Source organism: Amycolatopsis sp. NPDC051903 (genome assembly GCF_044452505.1).
Lineage (GTDB): Bacteria > Actinomycetota > Actinomycetes > Mycobacteriales > Pseudonocardiaceae > Amycolatopsis.
Genome location: NZ_JBITBT010000002.1, coordinates 492,968 through 508,793, shown reverse-complemented (window position 1 = coordinate 508,793; position 15,826 = coordinate 492,968). Strand labels below are relative to the sequence as shown.

General features: G+C 68.2%; 11 protein-coding genes, 1 tRNA gene and 1 pseudogene. 5 read left to right on the top strand and 8 right to left on the bottom strand.

Annotation, left to right across the window (positions count from 1 at the left end; genetic code table 11):
• A pseudogene (locus tag ACIA77_RS06580) lies at positions 1–1,252 on the bottom strand (hypothetical protein); the annotation flags it as partial.
• A 275-nt stretch (positions 1,253–1,527) separates the two neighbouring features.
• A complete protein-coding gene (locus ACIA77_RS06575) occupies positions 1,528–3,483 on the bottom strand; it encodes a pentapeptide repeat-containing protein (RefSeq protein ID WP_395884771.1) in 1,956 nt (651 codons plus the stop codon).
• Between the two features lie 503 nt (positions 3,484–3,986).
• Between ACIA77_RS06575 and ACIA77_RS06570 the strand changes: the two genes are divergently transcribed.
• Positions 3,987–5,192 (top strand): hypothetical protein, encoded by a 1,206-nt coding sequence (locus tag ACIA77_RS06570; RefSeq protein WP_395884770.1) that lies wholly within the window; start codon positions 3,987–3,989, stop codon positions 5,190–5,192.
• A gap of 584 nt (positions 5,193–5,776) precedes the next feature.
• The gene (locus ACIA77_RS06565) at positions 5,777–6,952 is read left to right on the top strand and encodes a tyrosine-type recombinase/integrase (RefSeq protein ID WP_395884769.1); all 1,176 of its coding nucleotides are present in this window, start codon (positions 5,777–5,779) and stop codon (positions 6,950–6,952) included.
• A gap of 141 nt (positions 6,953–7,093) precedes the next feature.
• Here ACIA77_RS06565 and ACIA77_RS06560 read toward each other — a convergent pair.
• Together ACIA77_RS06560 and ACIA77_RS06555 are read right to left on the bottom strand one after the other, a co-directional pair.
• Positions 7,094–7,167: transfer RNA gene (locus tag ACIA77_RS06560), tRNA-Pro, on the bottom strand.
• Between the two features lie 170 nt (positions 7,168–7,337).
• Positions 7,338–8,522 carry an alginate lyase family protein gene (locus tag ACIA77_RS06555; RefSeq protein WP_395884768.1) on the bottom strand — a complete coding sequence of 395 codons (1,185 nt, stop codon included), beginning with the start codon at positions 8,520–8,522 and terminating at the stop codon, positions 7,338–7,340.
• Positions 8,523–8,776: 254 nt separating this feature from the next.
• Between ACIA77_RS06555 and ACIA77_RS06550 the strand changes: the two genes are divergently transcribed.
• Positions 8,777–9,340 (top strand): class I SAM-dependent methyltransferase, encoded by a 564-nt coding sequence (locus tag ACIA77_RS06550; RefSeq protein WP_395884767.1) that lies wholly within the window; start codon positions 8,777–8,779, stop codon positions 9,338–9,340.
• A 19-nt stretch (positions 9,341–9,359) separates the two neighbouring features.
• Here the strand turns inward: ACIA77_RS06550 and ACIA77_RS06545 are convergent, their stop codons facing one another.
• Both ACIA77_RS06545 and ACIA77_RS06540 read right to left on the bottom strand, forming a co-directional pair.
• The gene (locus ACIA77_RS06545) at positions 9,360–10,130 is read right to left on the bottom strand and encodes an enoyl-CoA hydratase/isomerase family protein (protein ID WP_395884766.1); all 771 of its coding nucleotides are present in this window, start codon (positions 10,128–10,130) and stop codon (positions 9,360–9,362) included.
• Positions 10,127–11,038: a PaaX family transcriptional regulator C-terminal domain-containing protein gene (locus ACIA77_RS06540; protein ID WP_395884765.1), complete on the bottom strand. Its 912-nt coding sequence runs from the start codon at positions 11,036–11,038 to the stop codon at positions 10,127–10,129. The genes ACIA77_RS06545 and ACIA77_RS06540 overlap by 4 nt, the downstream gene beginning before the upstream one ends.
• Positions 11,039–11,171: 133 nt before the next feature.
• On the opposite strand from ACIA77_RS06540, the gene ACIA77_RS06535 reads away from it, so the two are divergent.
• Complete coding sequence (locus ACIA77_RS06535; RefSeq protein WP_395884764.1) at positions 11,172–12,809, top strand: ABC-F family ATP-binding cassette domain-containing protein; 1,638 nt, start codon at positions 11,172–11,174, stop codon at positions 12,807–12,809.
• A gap of 4 nt (positions 12,810–12,813) precedes the next feature.
• On the opposite strand, the gene ACIA77_RS06530 is transcribed toward ACIA77_RS06535, so the two are convergent.
• On the bottom strand, positions 12,814–13,242 hold the full coding sequence (locus tag ACIA77_RS06530; protein WP_395884763.1) for a PPOX class F420-dependent oxidoreductase: 429 nt from the start codon (positions 13,240–13,242) through the stop codon (positions 12,814–12,816).
• Between the two features lie 100 nt (positions 13,243–13,342).
• Positions 13,343–14,290 carry a methionyl-tRNA formyltransferase gene (locus ACIA77_RS06525; protein WP_395884762.1) on the bottom strand — a complete coding sequence of 316 codons (948 nt, stop codon included), beginning with the start codon at positions 14,288–14,290 and terminating at the stop codon, positions 13,343–13,345.
• 160 nt (positions 14,291–14,450) lie between these two features.
• Between ACIA77_RS06525 and ACIA77_RS06520 the strand changes: the two genes are divergently transcribed.
• Entirely contained in the window at positions 14,451–15,800 is a 1,350-nt protein-coding gene (locus tag ACIA77_RS06520; protein WP_395884761.1) for a lysine N(6)-hydroxylase/L-ornithine N(5)-oxygenase family protein, read from the top strand.
• The last annotated feature ends 26 nt before the right edge of the window (positions 15,801–15,826 follow it).

The window sequence follows — 15,826 nt, the reverse complement described above, 5'->3', positions numbered from 1 at the left end:
CGGTCGCGGAGAAACCGTCGCTAAGGAACACCTCAGCGCCGGTCTGGAGCCCGTTGGCGTTGAGCGCAGGGCCTGAGTCGTTACACAGCGTCGCTCCAATGCACACGAGTTGACTGCCGATGTGGCCGGTGTGTAGGACTATTGCCCCGCGGTCGCCGGTGCCGGTCGCGGAGAAACCGTCGCTAAGGAACACCTCAGCGCCGGTCTGGAGCCCGTTGGCGTTGAGCGCAGGGCCTGAGTCGTTACACAGCGTCGCTTGACTGCAGGACAGCTCGCCGCCGATGTGGGCGCCGAGGAGGCGTATCGTCCCGAGTTCTCCGGCGCCGGTCGCGGAGAACCCGCCGCTAAGGAACACGCTGTCGCCTGTCTGGAGCCCGTCGGCGTTCAGGGCGGGGCCTGAGTCGTTGTGCAGCGTCGCCCCGCGGCAGAACAGCTGGCTGCCGATGTGGGCGCCGAGGAGGCGTACTAAGCCGCGGTTTCCGTTGCCGGTCGCGGAGAACCTGTCGCTAAGGAACACGCTGCCGCCTGTTTGGAGCCGGTCGGCGTCTATTGCGGGGCCTGAGTCGTTGTGCAGCGTCGCCCCGCGGCAGAACAGTTGGCCGCCGATGTGGGCGCCGAGGAGGCGTACTGAGCCGAGGTCTCCGTTGCCGGTCGCGGAGAAACCGTCGCTAAGAATCACGTCGGCGTTGGTCTGGAGCCCGGTGGCGTTGATCGCAGGGCCTGAGTTGTTGCGTAGCGTAGTCCCAACGCAGCTCACGTCACCAATTTGAGCCCTCCGCAAGTCGACGCAGCCTTGCATGCTGTCGGCATTCACAGTTGCTTGATCAAGGTCGAGGCTGGTGATAACCACTCGATCGGCCGAGAGTGGCGCGAGACTGGGATGTTCGAGCCGACAGCCAGACAAGTCGAGATCTGCCAGGTGGCTGCTATTGACGGAGCACCCTTCGTCCAGCAGACAGTCGATGAGGGCTAGAGCAACCGTGCTGGTGATGTTGTCGAGGTCCAGGCGGCCGGCGATGCGGGCACCGCGCAGACGTACTCCGTGCGGGTCTGCGGTCGGGGCGAGCTGGCCACGAACGATGCTGCGCAAGACCCACGCGCGAATCGTCTGCTCCTCTCCCCAGCTCCGCATGGCACCTTCGTCCACGCGCCCATCTCCGGCCAGGTCAAGAAGGTCTCCGCGCTCAACATGCTCCACTAGCTCGCGCTCGACCGCAGTCAGCTCGTCCTGCGCACTTTCCCCCACAGTCACGCACCGAAACGTTACCGGCACCGACCGGGGAGGGGGCACCCTCTACACGGTTACACCATCCCGCAAGGTGGACTTGCGTGCCCCGGCGCGTGTCGGTGACGTCGAGGTGGGATCGCCGCCTCGGGTTGATCTTGGTCCACAATCTGGTCCACGAACTGCTGCCCACCGGTGCCGGACACGCCCAGTTTGATGTAACTGCTGCCTGCCGCGACCAGGCGTTCCGTGTATCCCCAGGTCAGCGTTAGAACTACGGATCAGAAGGTCTCGGCAACTGGTCAGCGTTTCACGCGGGCGCGCACAGCGAGTGCGGCAAGTGCGAGCAGGATCGGCCCCGCGAATCGGGCGAACATGACCGTCCACGTGCCCGCCGTCGTCAGCTTCTGGCTGGTGTCGCGAAAGACGACTGCGCCCAGCGCGATCCGAGCAGATGTGTCAACTCGATCCCAGGTCCAGCGAGTTCCGGCGGCCGGCAACCTTGGTGGGATGTCCTCAACGAAGGTGACTGTCGCCTGACCGCCGCCTGGGGTCGGTCGAGTTGCCGTTGTGGACTGCGACCCTGGCCCGGGAGCCGCGAGGCCACAACTGACGAGCAGAACGATGACGATGGCGACCAAGCCGACGAGCGCAGCGACGGCGCGTGATGCTCGCTGCCCGTAGCCGGAGACTAGCCAGTAGACGAGCAGCACGCCCCGTTCTACGGGGGATGTGCGTATGGCGCGTCGGCGTGCCTCTTGCTCGCCGAAGTAGAAATCGCCCGCTCCTGCCTCATTTTTGCCGTCTTCGAGCGCCTTTCGCAACGAGCGGTACAACGCCGCCAGACGGTCCGGCCCAACCTGTTCGATGCGGTCTTCGGGCCTGTCGTAGGGTGTGGAGCCCAGCCACCCGGACCTCGGCGTACGGCGGGCCCGCCAGATGTGCTCCTCGAACAGCCCCTGCCGCGCGGAACGCCACCAGGCCTGGGGCGGGCGCGGGAACGGACTATCACCTTCGATGCGTAGTTTGTCCAGGTGATGTGCTCCGGCGAATCGACACCAGCGCAAGTCAACATCGGTCAGCGCAAGTTCCGAGACGTCGGTGCCGCGCAGAGATACCAATACTGGACGATGATCAACGGCGCCGTTCTTTGCTTGCCAGCTTTTGACTTGTTCTCTGGTGGCATGTGCCGGGGCGGGTTCGAGGGTGGTTGCTCGGCGCCCGGTGTTCTGCGCCACTGACGGCGCGAGTGACGAGGCCGCACCCAGGTGGGCGTCAGCGAGATCGACACGGCCATGCCGAACGCGCAGTTCCACCCCACCGGAGAACCGCGTCCATCGGCACGACACCTCGCCGGTTTCGGCTTGAACAACGACGGCGGCTCCAAACTGTGCCCCTCGAAGATCCAGCCAATCAGCTGTCAGGGGTCCCAGAAGCTTGCTACTGGTGAAGACCGTCTCACGGAAGCAGGCATTTCGGACGAAGACCGTGTTGCGGAAGCTGGCGGCGCTGGTGAAGGTTGCGCCGCCGAAGTCAGCGTCCCCGGTAAAGGTCGTCGTGCGGGCGAGGATTTTGGAAGCGAAATCAGCGTCCCCCGTGAAGGTCGCGCCGCTGAAGCTGCCGGACCCCATGAAGGTCGTGCCGCTGTAGTCAGCGCGCCGACTGAAGGTCACCCTGGAGAAGTCGGCGCGCTGGCTGAAGGTCGCCTCCGTGAACACGGCGTCCCTCGTGAAGGATGTGCGGACGAACGTTGCGTACCCGGCGAACGTTGCGTCGGTGAAACCGGCGCCGCCGGTGAAGGTCGCGCGGCGGAAGCTGGCGGTGCCGGCGAAGGTTGTACGTTTGAAGTTAGCGGCCCCGGCCCAGGTGAAGGTTGTGAATCTGAAGTTGGCGAGCTGGCTGAAGGTCGCGCCGGAGAAGCTGCCGTACCCCATGAAGGTCGTACGGTCGAAGTCGGCGTCCCCGGCGAAGGTCGTGCCGGAGAAGTCGGCCTTCTCCCCGGTGAAGATCGCGCCGGTGAAGCGTGCACGACCTACCCGTGTAGGCGCTCCCACTACATCTGACGGCGTGAGCGCGTCCTTGAGTTGGCTAAGTAGCTCTGAACCAAGGGTCGTTCCACGAACATCGAGGTCCGCGCCTGGCGAAAGATGTAGAAGGAAGCTATTGAGCTCGGTTGAGTCGAGGTGAGCCAAGCAGCGGTCGAAGCCGCTGACCTGCACACCCGAGCACTGATCGTCAGGTTGTCCGAGGACGATCACGCAGCGGGGCCAAAGGTGGCTCCCTCCAGCAGCTGTGAGGCTCACGGGCTCATTTTCGGGGGATGAGGGCACACGCGAAAACCCGCCCCCGCCGCTGGCTCGATATCGTCCCGTACTACGGCAGTCACGCTGGGAGAGCTCGCGTCGCTTCGTTACAAGTTCCACCGCGATGACTTGCTACCGAAGTTGATCAATGACAGACATGATGACTGCGAACGCCCGTCGCGCAGGGGCATCACAGCCAACCCAGCCAACGTTCGGATCAGAGTGACCGGCGCTAGACACACCTGAAGGGACGAGCCCCCACTTTTGCAAGGCGAGGGTTGTGGGTTGACCCCCGCAGCAAGGTGCGGCCGAAACCGAACTTGAGCGCCGCTAAGCCGTTCACAGTCCGCCGAATGCGGGCGGATTGGCTGTCGTCCAAGCCTGACCCTGATGTGGTACACCGGGTTGAGTGCTGGAAGAACCGCACCGGCAAAGGATGTTCTTCCGAGGGGGCGCAGGTGGGCAAGAAGAAGGAGCGCAAGTCCTGGACTGCGGCGGGAGCGGCCCGCGCAGCAAGGGATGCGCAGGTGGCCACGGCGAAGTACCTGCGCAGCACCGATCTGGCGATGCGAGTCGAGGCGAGCAGCCTGTCGAGGCAGTTCCAGATCAACCTGCGTACTTACGCGGGCAATCGCGATGCGGCTCGGCTGGCGTACTTCGGCGCACTGGGCTACACCGACCGGCAGATACCGTCGAACCTGACGAGCGCAGCCCGGATGGTACTCGACGATGACGCCCGCAATCTCGCCGAAGCCCAGCTGTACGTGGTGAGCCCGCAGATGTGCGACGTCGTCCTCGCCGCGGCCCAGACGCTCACGCGCGACGACCTCGCTCTGGTCGGTCCGGAGGACCTGCCCAGCCCAACCGGGCTGATCATGCTCCCGCACGCCGTGATCAGCCGTGCTGTGGACGGAGACCTCACCGACACGCGCGCGATCACATGGACCACACCGGCTACCGCGTTCTTCCGGTCGCCGAAGCACCGCAAGGTCATGGAATACCCCGCCGCCCGCGTCGCGGCCTACTACGGCACCCACGGCCCGGTTCGCCCAGACAACTGGACCGAATTCCTGGACTATGCCCGCTCGGTGGACGTCGTCCTCCCGCCGCTCATACCGGACGCCAGGCGCCCCTTCGTGTTCCACCATGACCCGAGCGAGGACGATCCCGACGTGATGCGCCGCATGACGCACGCGGCCCGCGACATCGCCCGCCGCCAGACCGACGCCGCCGGTGACGGAGGTGAACAGACAGACCAAGTGGTCGGCGAGTACGTGCCCGGCAGCGAAATCGACGACAGCGACCACACCTTCGTCCTGCGCTTCCTCTACGCCTTCTGGCGGCTCTGCGACCAGCGTATCGGCGTGCAAGACCAGGCACCGCCCACGCACAGCGCCCGCGTCGCCGCCGAACGGCTCGGAGCACCTGCCGAGATACGCGTCGTGCAGGTCCGTCGACCGGAACAATCCGCCGAGCAGCCTGCCGAGGATGCTGCGGCGCCGGCCCGGGACTGGCAGCACCGGTGGGTAGTTCGGATGCACAAGGTCCGCCAGTGGTACCCGTCCGAGCAAACCCACAAGGTCATCTACCGGGGTCCCTACATCAAGGGGCCTGCCGACAAACCCCTCTTGGGCGGCGACGTAGTGCGCGCGGTCACTCGCTGACCCCGGCCCTGATCGCTCTACGCGGCCGCCAGCAGCCTCAAAACCGGTGATCTTGGTCCACCACCTGGCCCACGAACTGCTGCGCACGGATGCTGGACACGCCCAGTGTCGCGAAACTGCTACCTCCCGCGACCAGGCGTTCCGAGCATTCCCAGGTCGGCGTCAGAACTAACGGGCAGAAGGTTGCGGCCGGCGGGCGCACCGAGGCCGCGTTGCCACTCTCCGCAGTCCAGCGGGTGCCCGGACGCCAGCAGTTGACAGTCAAGCGAGTGGCTTCTTTGCAACACGAGCAAATGTAGAGAGATCTCAGAATTGAGCAGAATTGGCGACAATTGCAGGGAGCAGTTTCGCTTGTCGTCGGGCGTCAATTGAGTTACGGTCATTTGGTCGAGGTCAAGGTGTGTTAACGACGGAGGACCAGGGAAATCACGTCGTGGAACTTGACTCTTACAACTTCACTCCAGGCCTCATTGGAATGCCCCGGATTGGCTGTCGCCATTCCGAAATGAATCCCGCAACGAAAGGCGCGGCCGAGACAAAGGGGACACATGACTCAGGCGAAGAAGCGGTACACAGTGCCACCCATGGGCGTCTCGCTCGCCACTGACATCGAGTACCGAGGAGGACGGCCTAAGCCGTACCGCGCGCGGGTGCGATGGAGCGATCCCGCCACCGACGACTACCCGTCGATCTCGCGTTCGCACGTGACCGAGGACGAGGCGAAGGCGTGGATCGAAAGCATGGAACGGGCAGCTGCCAGTGGCGTCGACCCCGCCGCAGGCATGATGCCGCTCGGCGAGTACGGCGATCACAACCTGTCCATTGCCCTTCGCGGACTGGCGGCAAAAACCACTGACCCCTACCTGGCAGGGTGGAAAAAACGCGTCAAGCCGACGCTCGGGCACCTACCCGTCCAGATGGTCACGTACGGCGCGGTCGACCGCGCCGCGATGAGTTGGATTGCCGACGGTTGCAGCAAGTCGACTATCAAAAACAGTCTGGCGATGCTCGTTCGGGTGATGGAGCAGGCGTACCGCGACGAACTTATCGCGCGCAACCCGGCGCGGATCACGGGCTGGCAGCGCGAATTTCAGCTGGCTGAGGACGAACTTGACGACCCCCGTTCGCTGGCCCTTCCGGACTGGGAGACGCTTGAGCGCCTCGCCGACGCCCTGGTCGAAACGTCGGCCGGCCAGTTCCCTGGATGGGGGAACATCGTCAAGTTCAAGGCGTCTACCGCTGCGCGAATCGGAGAGGTGTCAGGTGTTCGAGTGTGCGACATCGACCGGAGCGCGTGGCTGTGGACCGTACGTCGGCAGACAACCACGGCGCCAGGTGGGCTGATTGACAAGGCCACGAAGGGTAAACGAGCCCGGGAAGTGCCGCTGATCGAGGAGATCCGTCCGCTTGTGGCGAGTCGCCTCGACGCGGTTGGGTCGAACCCAATGGCTCGGCTGTTCACAGGACCGCGTGGTGGACGAATCACGACGGCCATCCTCCGCGACGCGACCCACTGGGACGACGTCGTCACGTCGCTCGGCTTCGAACACCTCCGCCGTCACGATCTGCGCCACACCGGCCTTACATGGATGGCGGACGCCGGCGTGCCGGTTCACGTGCTGCGCAAGATCGCTGGCCACGGCTCCCTGTCGACGACTCAGCGGTACCTTCACCCTGATCGCCAGTCGATCACCGACGCGGGAGACATGCTGACCAGGCACCTGTCCGCGCCGAAGCGCCCGAGGCTGCGGGCCGTGTGAACCACCAGTGAGAGTTCGCGCCTGTCCCCAACCTGTCCCCAAGACGGAAGCCTCAAGATCAACTGAAGCCTCGAGGTGTGATCTACAAAAAGGGCCCCTGAGCAGCGAATTTACCGCTCAGGGGCCCTGCGTTTTGTCCGGTCGGGCTGACAGGATTTGAACCTGCGACCCCTTGACCCCCAGTCAAGTGCGCTACCAAACTGCGCCACAGCCCGGACCCGTGCTCCGCGGAGTGCTCCGTGAAGCGCGATGGGAATACTGTAGCGGGTCGCGATCAGGGGGTTGCAAGGAGGTCCGCATTGGGGGCCCCACCTGCGGAAACCGCGGCCACAGAGCGTGAGCCCGGGACCCGCGAGCAGGGCGGGTCCCGGGCGAGCCGCGGGGGTCAGTTCGGGTTGCCGGCGTGGGTGAGGGTTTGCCAGGCGACGAAAAGGTTGTTGGTGCCGGCCGGGCGTTGGCGTTCGGTGAGGGTCTGGGTGTTGGTCATGGCGATGCCGAGGCGGCCGTGGAGGGCGTTGAAGCCCACTTCGGTCACGGGGCCCAGGCCGAGGTTCAGGTGGCCGCCGCAGAGGTTGGTGGGGACGGCGGCGCCGAGTTGGTACTTGGATTGGAAGCCGAGGGCTTGGCGGAGGCGTTCGCCGACGTCGGTGGAATACAGGTCCTGGCCCTGGATGCGCGCGGTTTCGGCCACGTCGGCGATGGAGGCGATGCCGTAGCCCGTGTGGACGAAGTCGCGGCAGGTTTCCTGGGTGAGGCCGGTCATGAAGGTGGACTGTTTCTGCCAGTAGTTCACGATCTGGTCGCGGGTCGAGAGCCCGCTGCCGGGGACGGTCTTGGGGAGGGCGCCGTCGGTGGAGAGGTAGACGTAGGCGGCCACGCGGTTGCGGTAGCGCGTCATGGCCTGGTCGTAGCTGGACTTGTCGTCGAGGAAGACGGAGATGCCGACGGCCGCCTCCATCATCACGAGTTCCCAGTTGCCGTTGCTGTTGCTGCCGACGAGCAGCTTCGGCAGGTACACGGTGCGCAGCATCGTCGCGAAGCGGCCGGCGTTGGGCCAGCTCGAGTAGGTCGACTTGATGAGCTCGGCGGCGCGCGACCACGACGCACCCGCCCAGCCCGTCTGCAGCGGCGCGTTGCTGTTGGTGTGGTCCGTGATCGTGCCCGACCACGCGTCCATCAGGGCGATGGCCTTTTGCGCGTAGCGGGCGTCCTGGGTGAAGTACCAGGCGAGGGCGTCGGTGTACGCGGCGATGGCGTCTTCGCGTTCGTCGGTGCAGCCGTTGTTCGGGTTCGAGTACGAGCCGCACTCGACGACCGAACGCGGTTTCGGGGTGCGCGACAGCGACGCGTACGTGCTGCCCATCATCTGGTCGTAGGCGCTCTTCCACGGCTGCGCGCCCGCGTTCACCTTGTCCCGCACGAAATCCAGCTGCGATTTGCTCACGAGCACACCCGGATGCGTGAACGCGGCGGGCGCGGCCGACGCCGGCACCGGCGCGGTCAGGAGCCCCAGGCTGACGGGGATCAACGCGGCGAGGGACCAGAACTTCCTCGATCGGCGTGTGGACATGGCTCTCCTCGGTGGGGGGAAGGGAGGTCGTCGTCGATCTCGATCACCGGTGAGCGCTGCGTTCAGTGTGGTGGTCCAGACCACCTGCGTCAAGCACAAACGTGGACATTGTTCGCGTTGGAAAACCACGTTCAGCGGGCTGAATGCGCCGAGGTGGGGTCGTGTTCACGCCGAAAGTTTGCCAGTCCGGCAACAAGTTTTGCCGATCCGCCGGACGGGTCGGCAAGATCGAAGGGAGCCGAGGAGGACGACTGATGCCCGAGTTCGACAAGCAGTACTGGGAGCGGCACTGGAGCGGAAGCACCGGAGTAGCCCCGCCCAACCCGTACCTCGCGCGGGAAACGAGTGAGCTGAAGCCGGGCACGGCACTGGACGCAGGGTGCGGCGCCGGCGCCGAAGCGCGCTGGCTGGCCGGACGCGGGTGGCAGGTGACCGCCGCCGACATCTCGTCCGAAGCGCTCGCGCGCGCCGCCGGCGCCGAGCGCGTCCGCTGGGTGGAAGCCGACCTGACCACCTGGGACCCGGGCACGCGGTTCGACCTGGTCACCACCCACTACGCCCACCCGGCGATGCCACAGCCGGCCTTCTACGACCGCCTCGCCCGCTGGGTCGCGCCCGGCGGCACCTTGCTGATCGTCGGCCACGTGCACACCGGTCACGGCCACCACCCGCCCGCCGAGGCGTCGGCCACCGCCGCGGCCGTCACGGCCCGCCTCGACCAGACGGAGTGGGAGATCGTCACCGCCGAGGAACCGCAGCGGATGCTCCACGGCGTGCCCCTCCACGACGTCGTCGTCCGCGCCACCCGGCGCGGCTGACCGCGGGACACAGCGACGTTCAGCGCCCGGTAAAAGTGGCCTTGCCCGGGCCGTCCGTGAGGAACGACTTCACCGCGCCCCGGAGGTCCTCGGTGTCGAAGAGTTCCGCGGCGATGGCCGTGACGCGGGCGTTGGCCTCCGGCACCCCGCCGTGTTCGAAGTGGGCCAGCACGCGTTTGGTGGCGGCGTGGGCGCGCGTCGGGCCGGCGGCGAGTGCGGCGGTGAAGGCGCGGGCGGCGGAGTCGAAGTCCTCGTCCGGCAGCACGCGGTTGACGACGTTCCACTGCGCCAGGGCCGTGGCGGAGTATGTCTCGCCCGTGTAGACGAACTCCTTGGCCCGCACGACGCCGGCCCGCGCGGCCAGGCGCTGGGTGCCGCCCATGGCCGGGGTCAGGCCGACGACCTTCTCGACCAAGCCGAACTTCGCCCGCGGGGCCGCGAGGAGCAGGTCGCAGGCGAGAGCGACCTCGAAGGCCCACGTGAGGCACAAGCCGTGGGCGGCGAAGACCGTGGGGAACGGCAGGGCGGCGAGGCGGTCGGGCACCGTCATCAGCGAATCGAGGAAGACACGGGCCTCGGCCGCCGAGCGCTGGGCGTCGAACAGGGCGACGTCGACGCCGCCGCTCACGACGCGGCCTTCGGCGCGGATGAGCAGCGCCCGGGCCGGCGTGGTCTCGAGCGACGAAAGGGCGTCCAGGAGCGAAGACTGCAGGGAGGTCGTGTACAGGTTCAGCGGCGGTTCGTCGATCGTCAGGACCGCCAGGTCGCCCTCGCGGTCCAGGTGCGTCACGCCTTGTCCTCGGTGTCCACCAGCTTGTCCCAGTACTCCTGCGCTTCGGGGCGCCACTCGACGTGCTTGCAGTGGAACAGCTCGCTCGCCTTGCGGCCGCTCCACTCGGCGGGCAGCAGCTCGGCCGGCAGGCTCGGGTCGAGGAACGGGAAGCGGCGCCATTCGTGCACGAGTTCGGTCTGCGCGCGCAGCACGGCCGGGCCGCCGGCCGGGCGCAGACCGGTGAAGCGGTCGATGAAGTCCTCGTAGCGGTCGGTCAGCTCGGACAGGTCCCAGGACCGCTCGACCATGCTGTCCTGCTCGCCGACCTCGCCGTACTGCGCGGTGAACGACATCGCCTGGGCGTCGAGCTGGAGTTCGGCGACGATCTGCTGCGCTTCGTGCTGGCGGCTCGGGTCGGGGCTCACCCACACGCCCGCGACGGGCGAGCCGAAGCCGGCCCAGGTCAGGCGGGTGCGGAGGCGGTGGCGGAGGTCGCGTTTGGCCTCGGGCACCGACACGATGAGCATGAGCCAGCGGCCCTCCCACGCGATGGCCTCGCGGCCGAACGCGTAGATCCGCTCGGCGCCTTCGGTGAGCAGCCGCCGGCCGGGCGGCGTGAGGGACCAGCGGACGCGGCGCCCGACGCGTTCGGACACCAGCCAGCCCTCGGCGGCCGACCGCGCGAGCGCCTGGCGCGCCGACTTCTCCTCCACGTCCAGCATGCCCAGCGCCTCGACGAGCGTCGACGTCCACACAGGACGGTCGCGCGGCAGCACGTACTCGCCGAGCACCGTCATCAACAGCGATCGCGCGCTCGCGTGACTGACCTCGCGGCGCCTGCTGACCGTGGGCCGGGGCGGGGCCGAGCCGGGCTCCCGCTGCTTCGCCCTCTGGCCGAGTGCGACCGTGCCGGCGGGTTCCGCCATCGTCTTCACCGACCTCACTGCTCGCTGGATTCGCAACCCGCCCAGGGTACCGACGATGAGTGACCGGGACGACACTCGACACACTGGGAGCGCGTCGGCCGATCGGGGGCGCCCCCGTAGACTCGGCCGGGAAATGAGCGCAACACTCGTCGCGAAGGGCCTGGCCGCGGGCCACGGCGACCGCATCCTGTTCTCCGGCCTCGACCTGGTCGTGGCCCCCGGCGACGTCGTCGGGCTCGTCGGCGTCAACGGTGCCGGCAAGTCCACGCTGCTGCGGACGCTGGCCGGCCTGCAGCCCCCGGAGGCGGGGGAGATCCGCCTGAACCCGCCGACGGCCACCGTCGGTCACCTGCCGCAGGAGCCCGAACGGCGGGCGGGGGAGTCGGTGCGGCAGTTCCTCGCGCGCCGCACCGGGGTCGCCGACGCGCAGCGCGACCTCGACGCCGCCACCGAAGCGCTCACGGCCGGGGCCGCCGGAGCGGATGACGCGTACGGCGCCGCGCTGGACCGCTGGCTCGCGCTCGGCGGCGCCGACCTGGACGACCGCGCCGGTGAGGTCGCGGCGGAGCTCGGGCTGGCCGTGGACCTGGACCAGCCGATGGTGTCGCTGTCCGGCGGCCAGGCCGCGCGCGCCGGGCTCGCGTCGCTGCTGCTGAGCCGCTACGACGTGTTCCTGCTCGACGAGCCCACCAACGACCTCGACCTCGACGGACTCACGCGGCTGGAGCGGTTCGTCACCGGCCTGCGCGCCGGGACCGTGCTGGTCAGCCACGACCGCGAGTTCCTCGCGCGCACCGTCGACCGCGTCGTGGAGCTGGATCTGGCGCAGCAGCAGGTGAACTCCTACGGCGGCGGGTACGAGTCCTATTTGGAGGAACGCGCCGTCGCCCGGCGGCACGCGCGCGAGGAGTACGAGGAGTTCGCCACCACGAAGGCGTCGCTGGAGGCCCGCGGGCAGATGCAGCGCGCGTGGATGGAGAAGGGCGTGAAGAACGCGCGGCGCAAGTCGACCGACAACGACAAGGTGGGCCGCAAGTTCCGCAGTGAGTCCACGGAGAAGCAGGCGGCGAAGGCGCGCCAGACCGAGCGCATGATCGAACGGCTCGAGGTCGTGGAGGAACCGCGCAAGGAGTGGGAACTGCGGATGGAGATCGCCGCGGCCCCGCGCGCGGGTGCGGTGGCCGCGACGCTGCGCGGCGCCGTGGTGCGGCGGGGTTCGTTCACGCTCGGCCCGGTCGACCTGCAGGTGGACTGGGCGGACAAGGTGGCCATCACCGGCGCGAACGGCGCGGGCAAGTCGATGCTGCTGGCCGCGTTGCTCGGCCGGCTGCCGCTGGATGAAGGCAGCGCGGCGCTCGGTCCCGGTGTTGTCGTGGGTGAGGTCGACCAGGCGCGGCGGCTGTTCCTGGGCGACGTCCCGCTGGCCGAGGCGTTCGGGCTGGAGGTGCCGGCGCTGCCCGACGCCGACGTCCGCACGCTGCTCGCCAAGTTCGGCCTCAAGGCCGCGCACGTGCTGCGCCCCGCCGCGACGCTCTCGCCCGGCGAACGCACGCGGGCCGCACTGGCGCTGCTACAAGCGCGCGGGGTGAACCTGCTCGTGCTCGACGAGCCGACCAACCACCTGGACCTGCCCGCGATCGAGCAGCTCGAGTCCGCTTTGGACCGTTACCCCGGCACGCTGCTGCTGGTGACGCACGACCGCCGCATGCTGGAAGCCGTCGCGGTGACCCGCCGCTTCGAAGTCGTCGACGGCAAGGTCACCGAGAGCTGAGCGCTCAGCCGGCCACGGCGTCGATGCCGACGGTGTGCGCGGGGTGGAGCACCACGAGCACCTTGCCCGGCGCGGTCGCGTAACCGACGAACCCGTCCACGGCCTCGGCCGGCAGGTAGCGCCGCGCGATCAGCTCCGACCCGGCCCGCACCCGCGCCGGGTCGGTGACGATCTCCGCCGAGCCGTCCACGGTGACGAAGGTGTAGGGCGGCGCGTCCTCCTGCACCGTCAGCGCGGCCTGACCGGACGCCGCGATCGCGCGGCCCTTCACGCTGTCCTGGCTGACGTTGATCACCAGATCGGCGCCGTCCGGCGCGTACCACACGGGCACGGCGTGCGGCCGGCCGTCGGGGCGGACCGTGGCGAGCACCCCGCTGCGGTTGCCCTCGGTGAGGAATTCGCGGGCGCGTTCGGCGGACATCGGTGTGGGCATGACGGGTCCCTCCCCAGGGTCGTGGCACCCGGCGCCCCCGCCGGGAAACGGTTGCGGTCACCGTACCCCGTCCCACCGGCGATTCCGGCGATTCGACCGCTCAGGGCCGATCGGTGAGGTACCCGCCCATCGTCGTGAAGTAGTCGGCCGCCGCGAGGTCCGCGCCGTCGGCCGTGCGGACGCGCTCGACCAGCAGGCCGGGGGAGTGTCCGCGCCGGGCGTCCGGGCCGGCGACGATCACCACGCCGTCGCCTTCCCTGATGAAGATGCGCCCCGGTGTGCCGCCGTAGTGGCCCGCCGACACCGAGGCGCGGACGATCCGCAGTTCGGCGCCGCGGTGGTAGGTGAACGCGTTCGGGTACGGATCCGACTGCGCGCGAACCAGGCGCTCGATGTCCGCGGCCGGCCACGTCCAGTCGATGAGGCTGTCGCGCGGGGCGCGCTTGTGGAAAAAGCTCGCCTTCGAGCGGTCCTGGGGGAGCGGCACCACGGTGCCCGTCCCGATGAGCGAGAGCGCCTCGGTGACGATCGGCTCGATGAGGTCCACGGTCCGGTGGAACAGGTCCGTCGTGGTGTCCTCCGGGCCGACCGGGACGGCGCGCTGGACCACGATGTCACCCGCGTCGAGCTCGGCGTTCATCAGGTGTGCGGTCACCCCGACCTCGGGCTCACCGTTGATGAGGGCCCAGATCAGCGGCGAGAAGCCGGCGTACGCGGGCAGCAGCGAGTCGTGGACGTTGAGCGTGCCGAACTCGGGCAGGGTGAAGATCTCCGGCGGCAGCCACGTGCGCCAGTTGTTCGCCACGATCAGCTCCGGCTCCGCGGCCTTGAGCTCGGCCAGCAGCTCCGGATCGTCCGGCCGGTTCCGCAGCAGCGCGGGGATGCCGTTCGCCGCGGCCAGCTCCGCCACCGAATCGTCCCAGATCTTCTCGTAGGCGTGGTCGCTCTTGGGGTGCGTGACCACGAGGACGACCTCGTGACCTGCGTCGATCAGCGCTCGCAGGGTGCGGTGCCCCCAGGTCTGGTAGCCGAACATGGCCACGCGCATCGGCGATTCCCTTTCGAAGTCGAGCGGTCGGCGGGACGAACATCACCCACAAGGTACTAGCTGAGCCTCTCCTAAGTTAGGTTAGGGTTTCCTGAGCTTTTTCGCTGTGGAGAGCCGAGCCGAGAACCGAGATGCGGCAGTGCCGCGCTAGGGGACTTTCATGTCACGAGCAGTGGTCGAGGGCCAGGTGCCGGTGTACGACGTGGTGGGGGTGGGCTTCGGGCCTTCGAACCTCGCTCTCGCGATCGCCCTGACCGAGCACAACGCCGCGCCCGGGTCGAGCGGCACGGTCACCGCGCACTTCCTGGAGCGCCAGCCCCGGTTCGGCTGGCACCGCGGCATGCTGATCGACAACGCGACGATGCAGGTCTCGTTCCTCAAGGACCTCGCGACCATGCGCAACCCGACGAGCGAGTTCAGCTTCCTGAACTACCTGCACGCCAAGGGCAGGCTGGTCGACTTCATCAACCACAAGAACCTGTTCCCGCTGCGGATCGAGTTCCACGACTACTTCGAGTGGGCGGCGGCGAAGGTCGACGACCTCGTCTCCTACGGCACGGAAGTGCTCTCCGTCGAGCCGGTCCGCGACGGCGGCGAGGTGGTGTTCTTCGACGTGCGCGCACGGTGCGGCGGTGAGGCCGGTGAAGTTGTCGAGCTGCGCGCCCGCAACCTCGTGCTGAGCACCGGGTTGCGGCCCAACCTGCCCGACGGGATCACCGCGGGTGAGCGGATCTGGCACAACAGCGAGCTGCTGCCGCGCGTCGAGGGGCTGCGCGGCAGCGACGCGCGCCGGTTCGTGGTGGTCGGTGCCGGGCAGAGCGCGGCGGAGGTCGCGGCGCTGCTGCACGACGAGTTCCCGCGGGCCGAGGTGTGCGCGGTGTTCGCGCGCTACGGCTACAGCCCGGCCGACGACAGCTCGTTCGCCAACCGCATCTTCGACCCCGAGGCCGTGGACCACTTCTACGCCGCGAGCGAGCCCGTCAAGGACCGGCTCATGCGCTACCACGGCGCCACCAACTACTCCGCCGTGGACCTCGATCTCATCGACGAGCTCTACCGGCGCACGTACCAGGAGAAGGTGCGCGGCGTCGAACGGCTGCGGCTGTTCAACGTGTCCCGCCCCGTCGACGTCACCGACCACGGCACCCACGTGAGCGCCACTGTCGAAACCCTGACCACCGGCGAACGCACGGTGCTCGACGCCGACGCACTGGTCTACGCCACCGGCTACCTCCCCGCGGATCCCACGCCGCTGCTCGGTGACCTGGCCACGGCGTGCCGGCGCGATGCCGAGGGCCGGCTGCGCGTGGAGCGCGACTACCGCATCACCACGGAGCCGGCCGTGCGCGGCGGGCTCTACCTCCAGGGCGGGACCGAGCACACGCACGGCATCACGTCGTCGCTGCTGTCGAACACCGCGGTCCGCGTCGGCGAGATCCTGAAGTCCATTGTGGACCGGCGCGCGGTCGCGCCGGAGGTGTCGGAGTACGCGGTGAGCGCCACGCGCTGACCGGCGCACAGCTCGCAGGCAGATCA

What these genes read in the sequence shown, in the direction of transcription:
- ACIA77_RS06565 (WP_395884769.1), top strand. Translation starts at nt 5,777, where the DNA reads ATGGGCGTCTCGCTCGCCACTGACATCGAGTACCGAGGAGGACGGCCT.
- ACIA77_RS06555 (WP_395884768.1), bottom strand. Translation starts at nt 8,522, where the DNA reads ATGTCCACACGCCGATCGAGGAAGTTCTGGTCCCTCGCCGCGTTGATC.
- ACIA77_RS06550 (WP_395884767.1), top strand. Translation starts at nt 8,777, where the DNA reads ATGCCCGAGTTCGACAAGCAGTACTGGGAGCGGCACTGGAGCGGAAGC.
- ACIA77_RS06540 (WP_395884765.1), bottom strand. Translation starts at nt 11,038, where the DNA reads ATGGCGGAACCCGCCGGCACGGTCGCACTCGGCCAGAGGGCGAAGCAG.
- ACIA77_RS06535 (WP_395884764.1), top strand. Translation starts at nt 11,172, where the DNA reads ATGAGCGCAACACTCGTCGCGAAGGGCCTGGCCGCGGGCCACGGCGAC.
- ACIA77_RS06530 (WP_395884763.1), bottom strand. Translation starts at nt 13,242, where the DNA reads ATGCCCACACCGATGTCCGCCGAACGCGCCCGCGAATTCCTCACCGAG.
- ACIA77_RS06525 (WP_395884762.1), bottom strand. Translation starts at nt 14,290, where the DNA reads ATGCGCGTGGCCATGTTCGGCTACCAGACCTGGGGGCACCGCACCCTG.
- ACIA77_RS06520 (WP_395884761.1), top strand. Translation starts at nt 14,451, where the DNA reads ATGTCACGAGCAGTGGTCGAGGGCCAGGTGCCGGTGTACGACGTGGTG.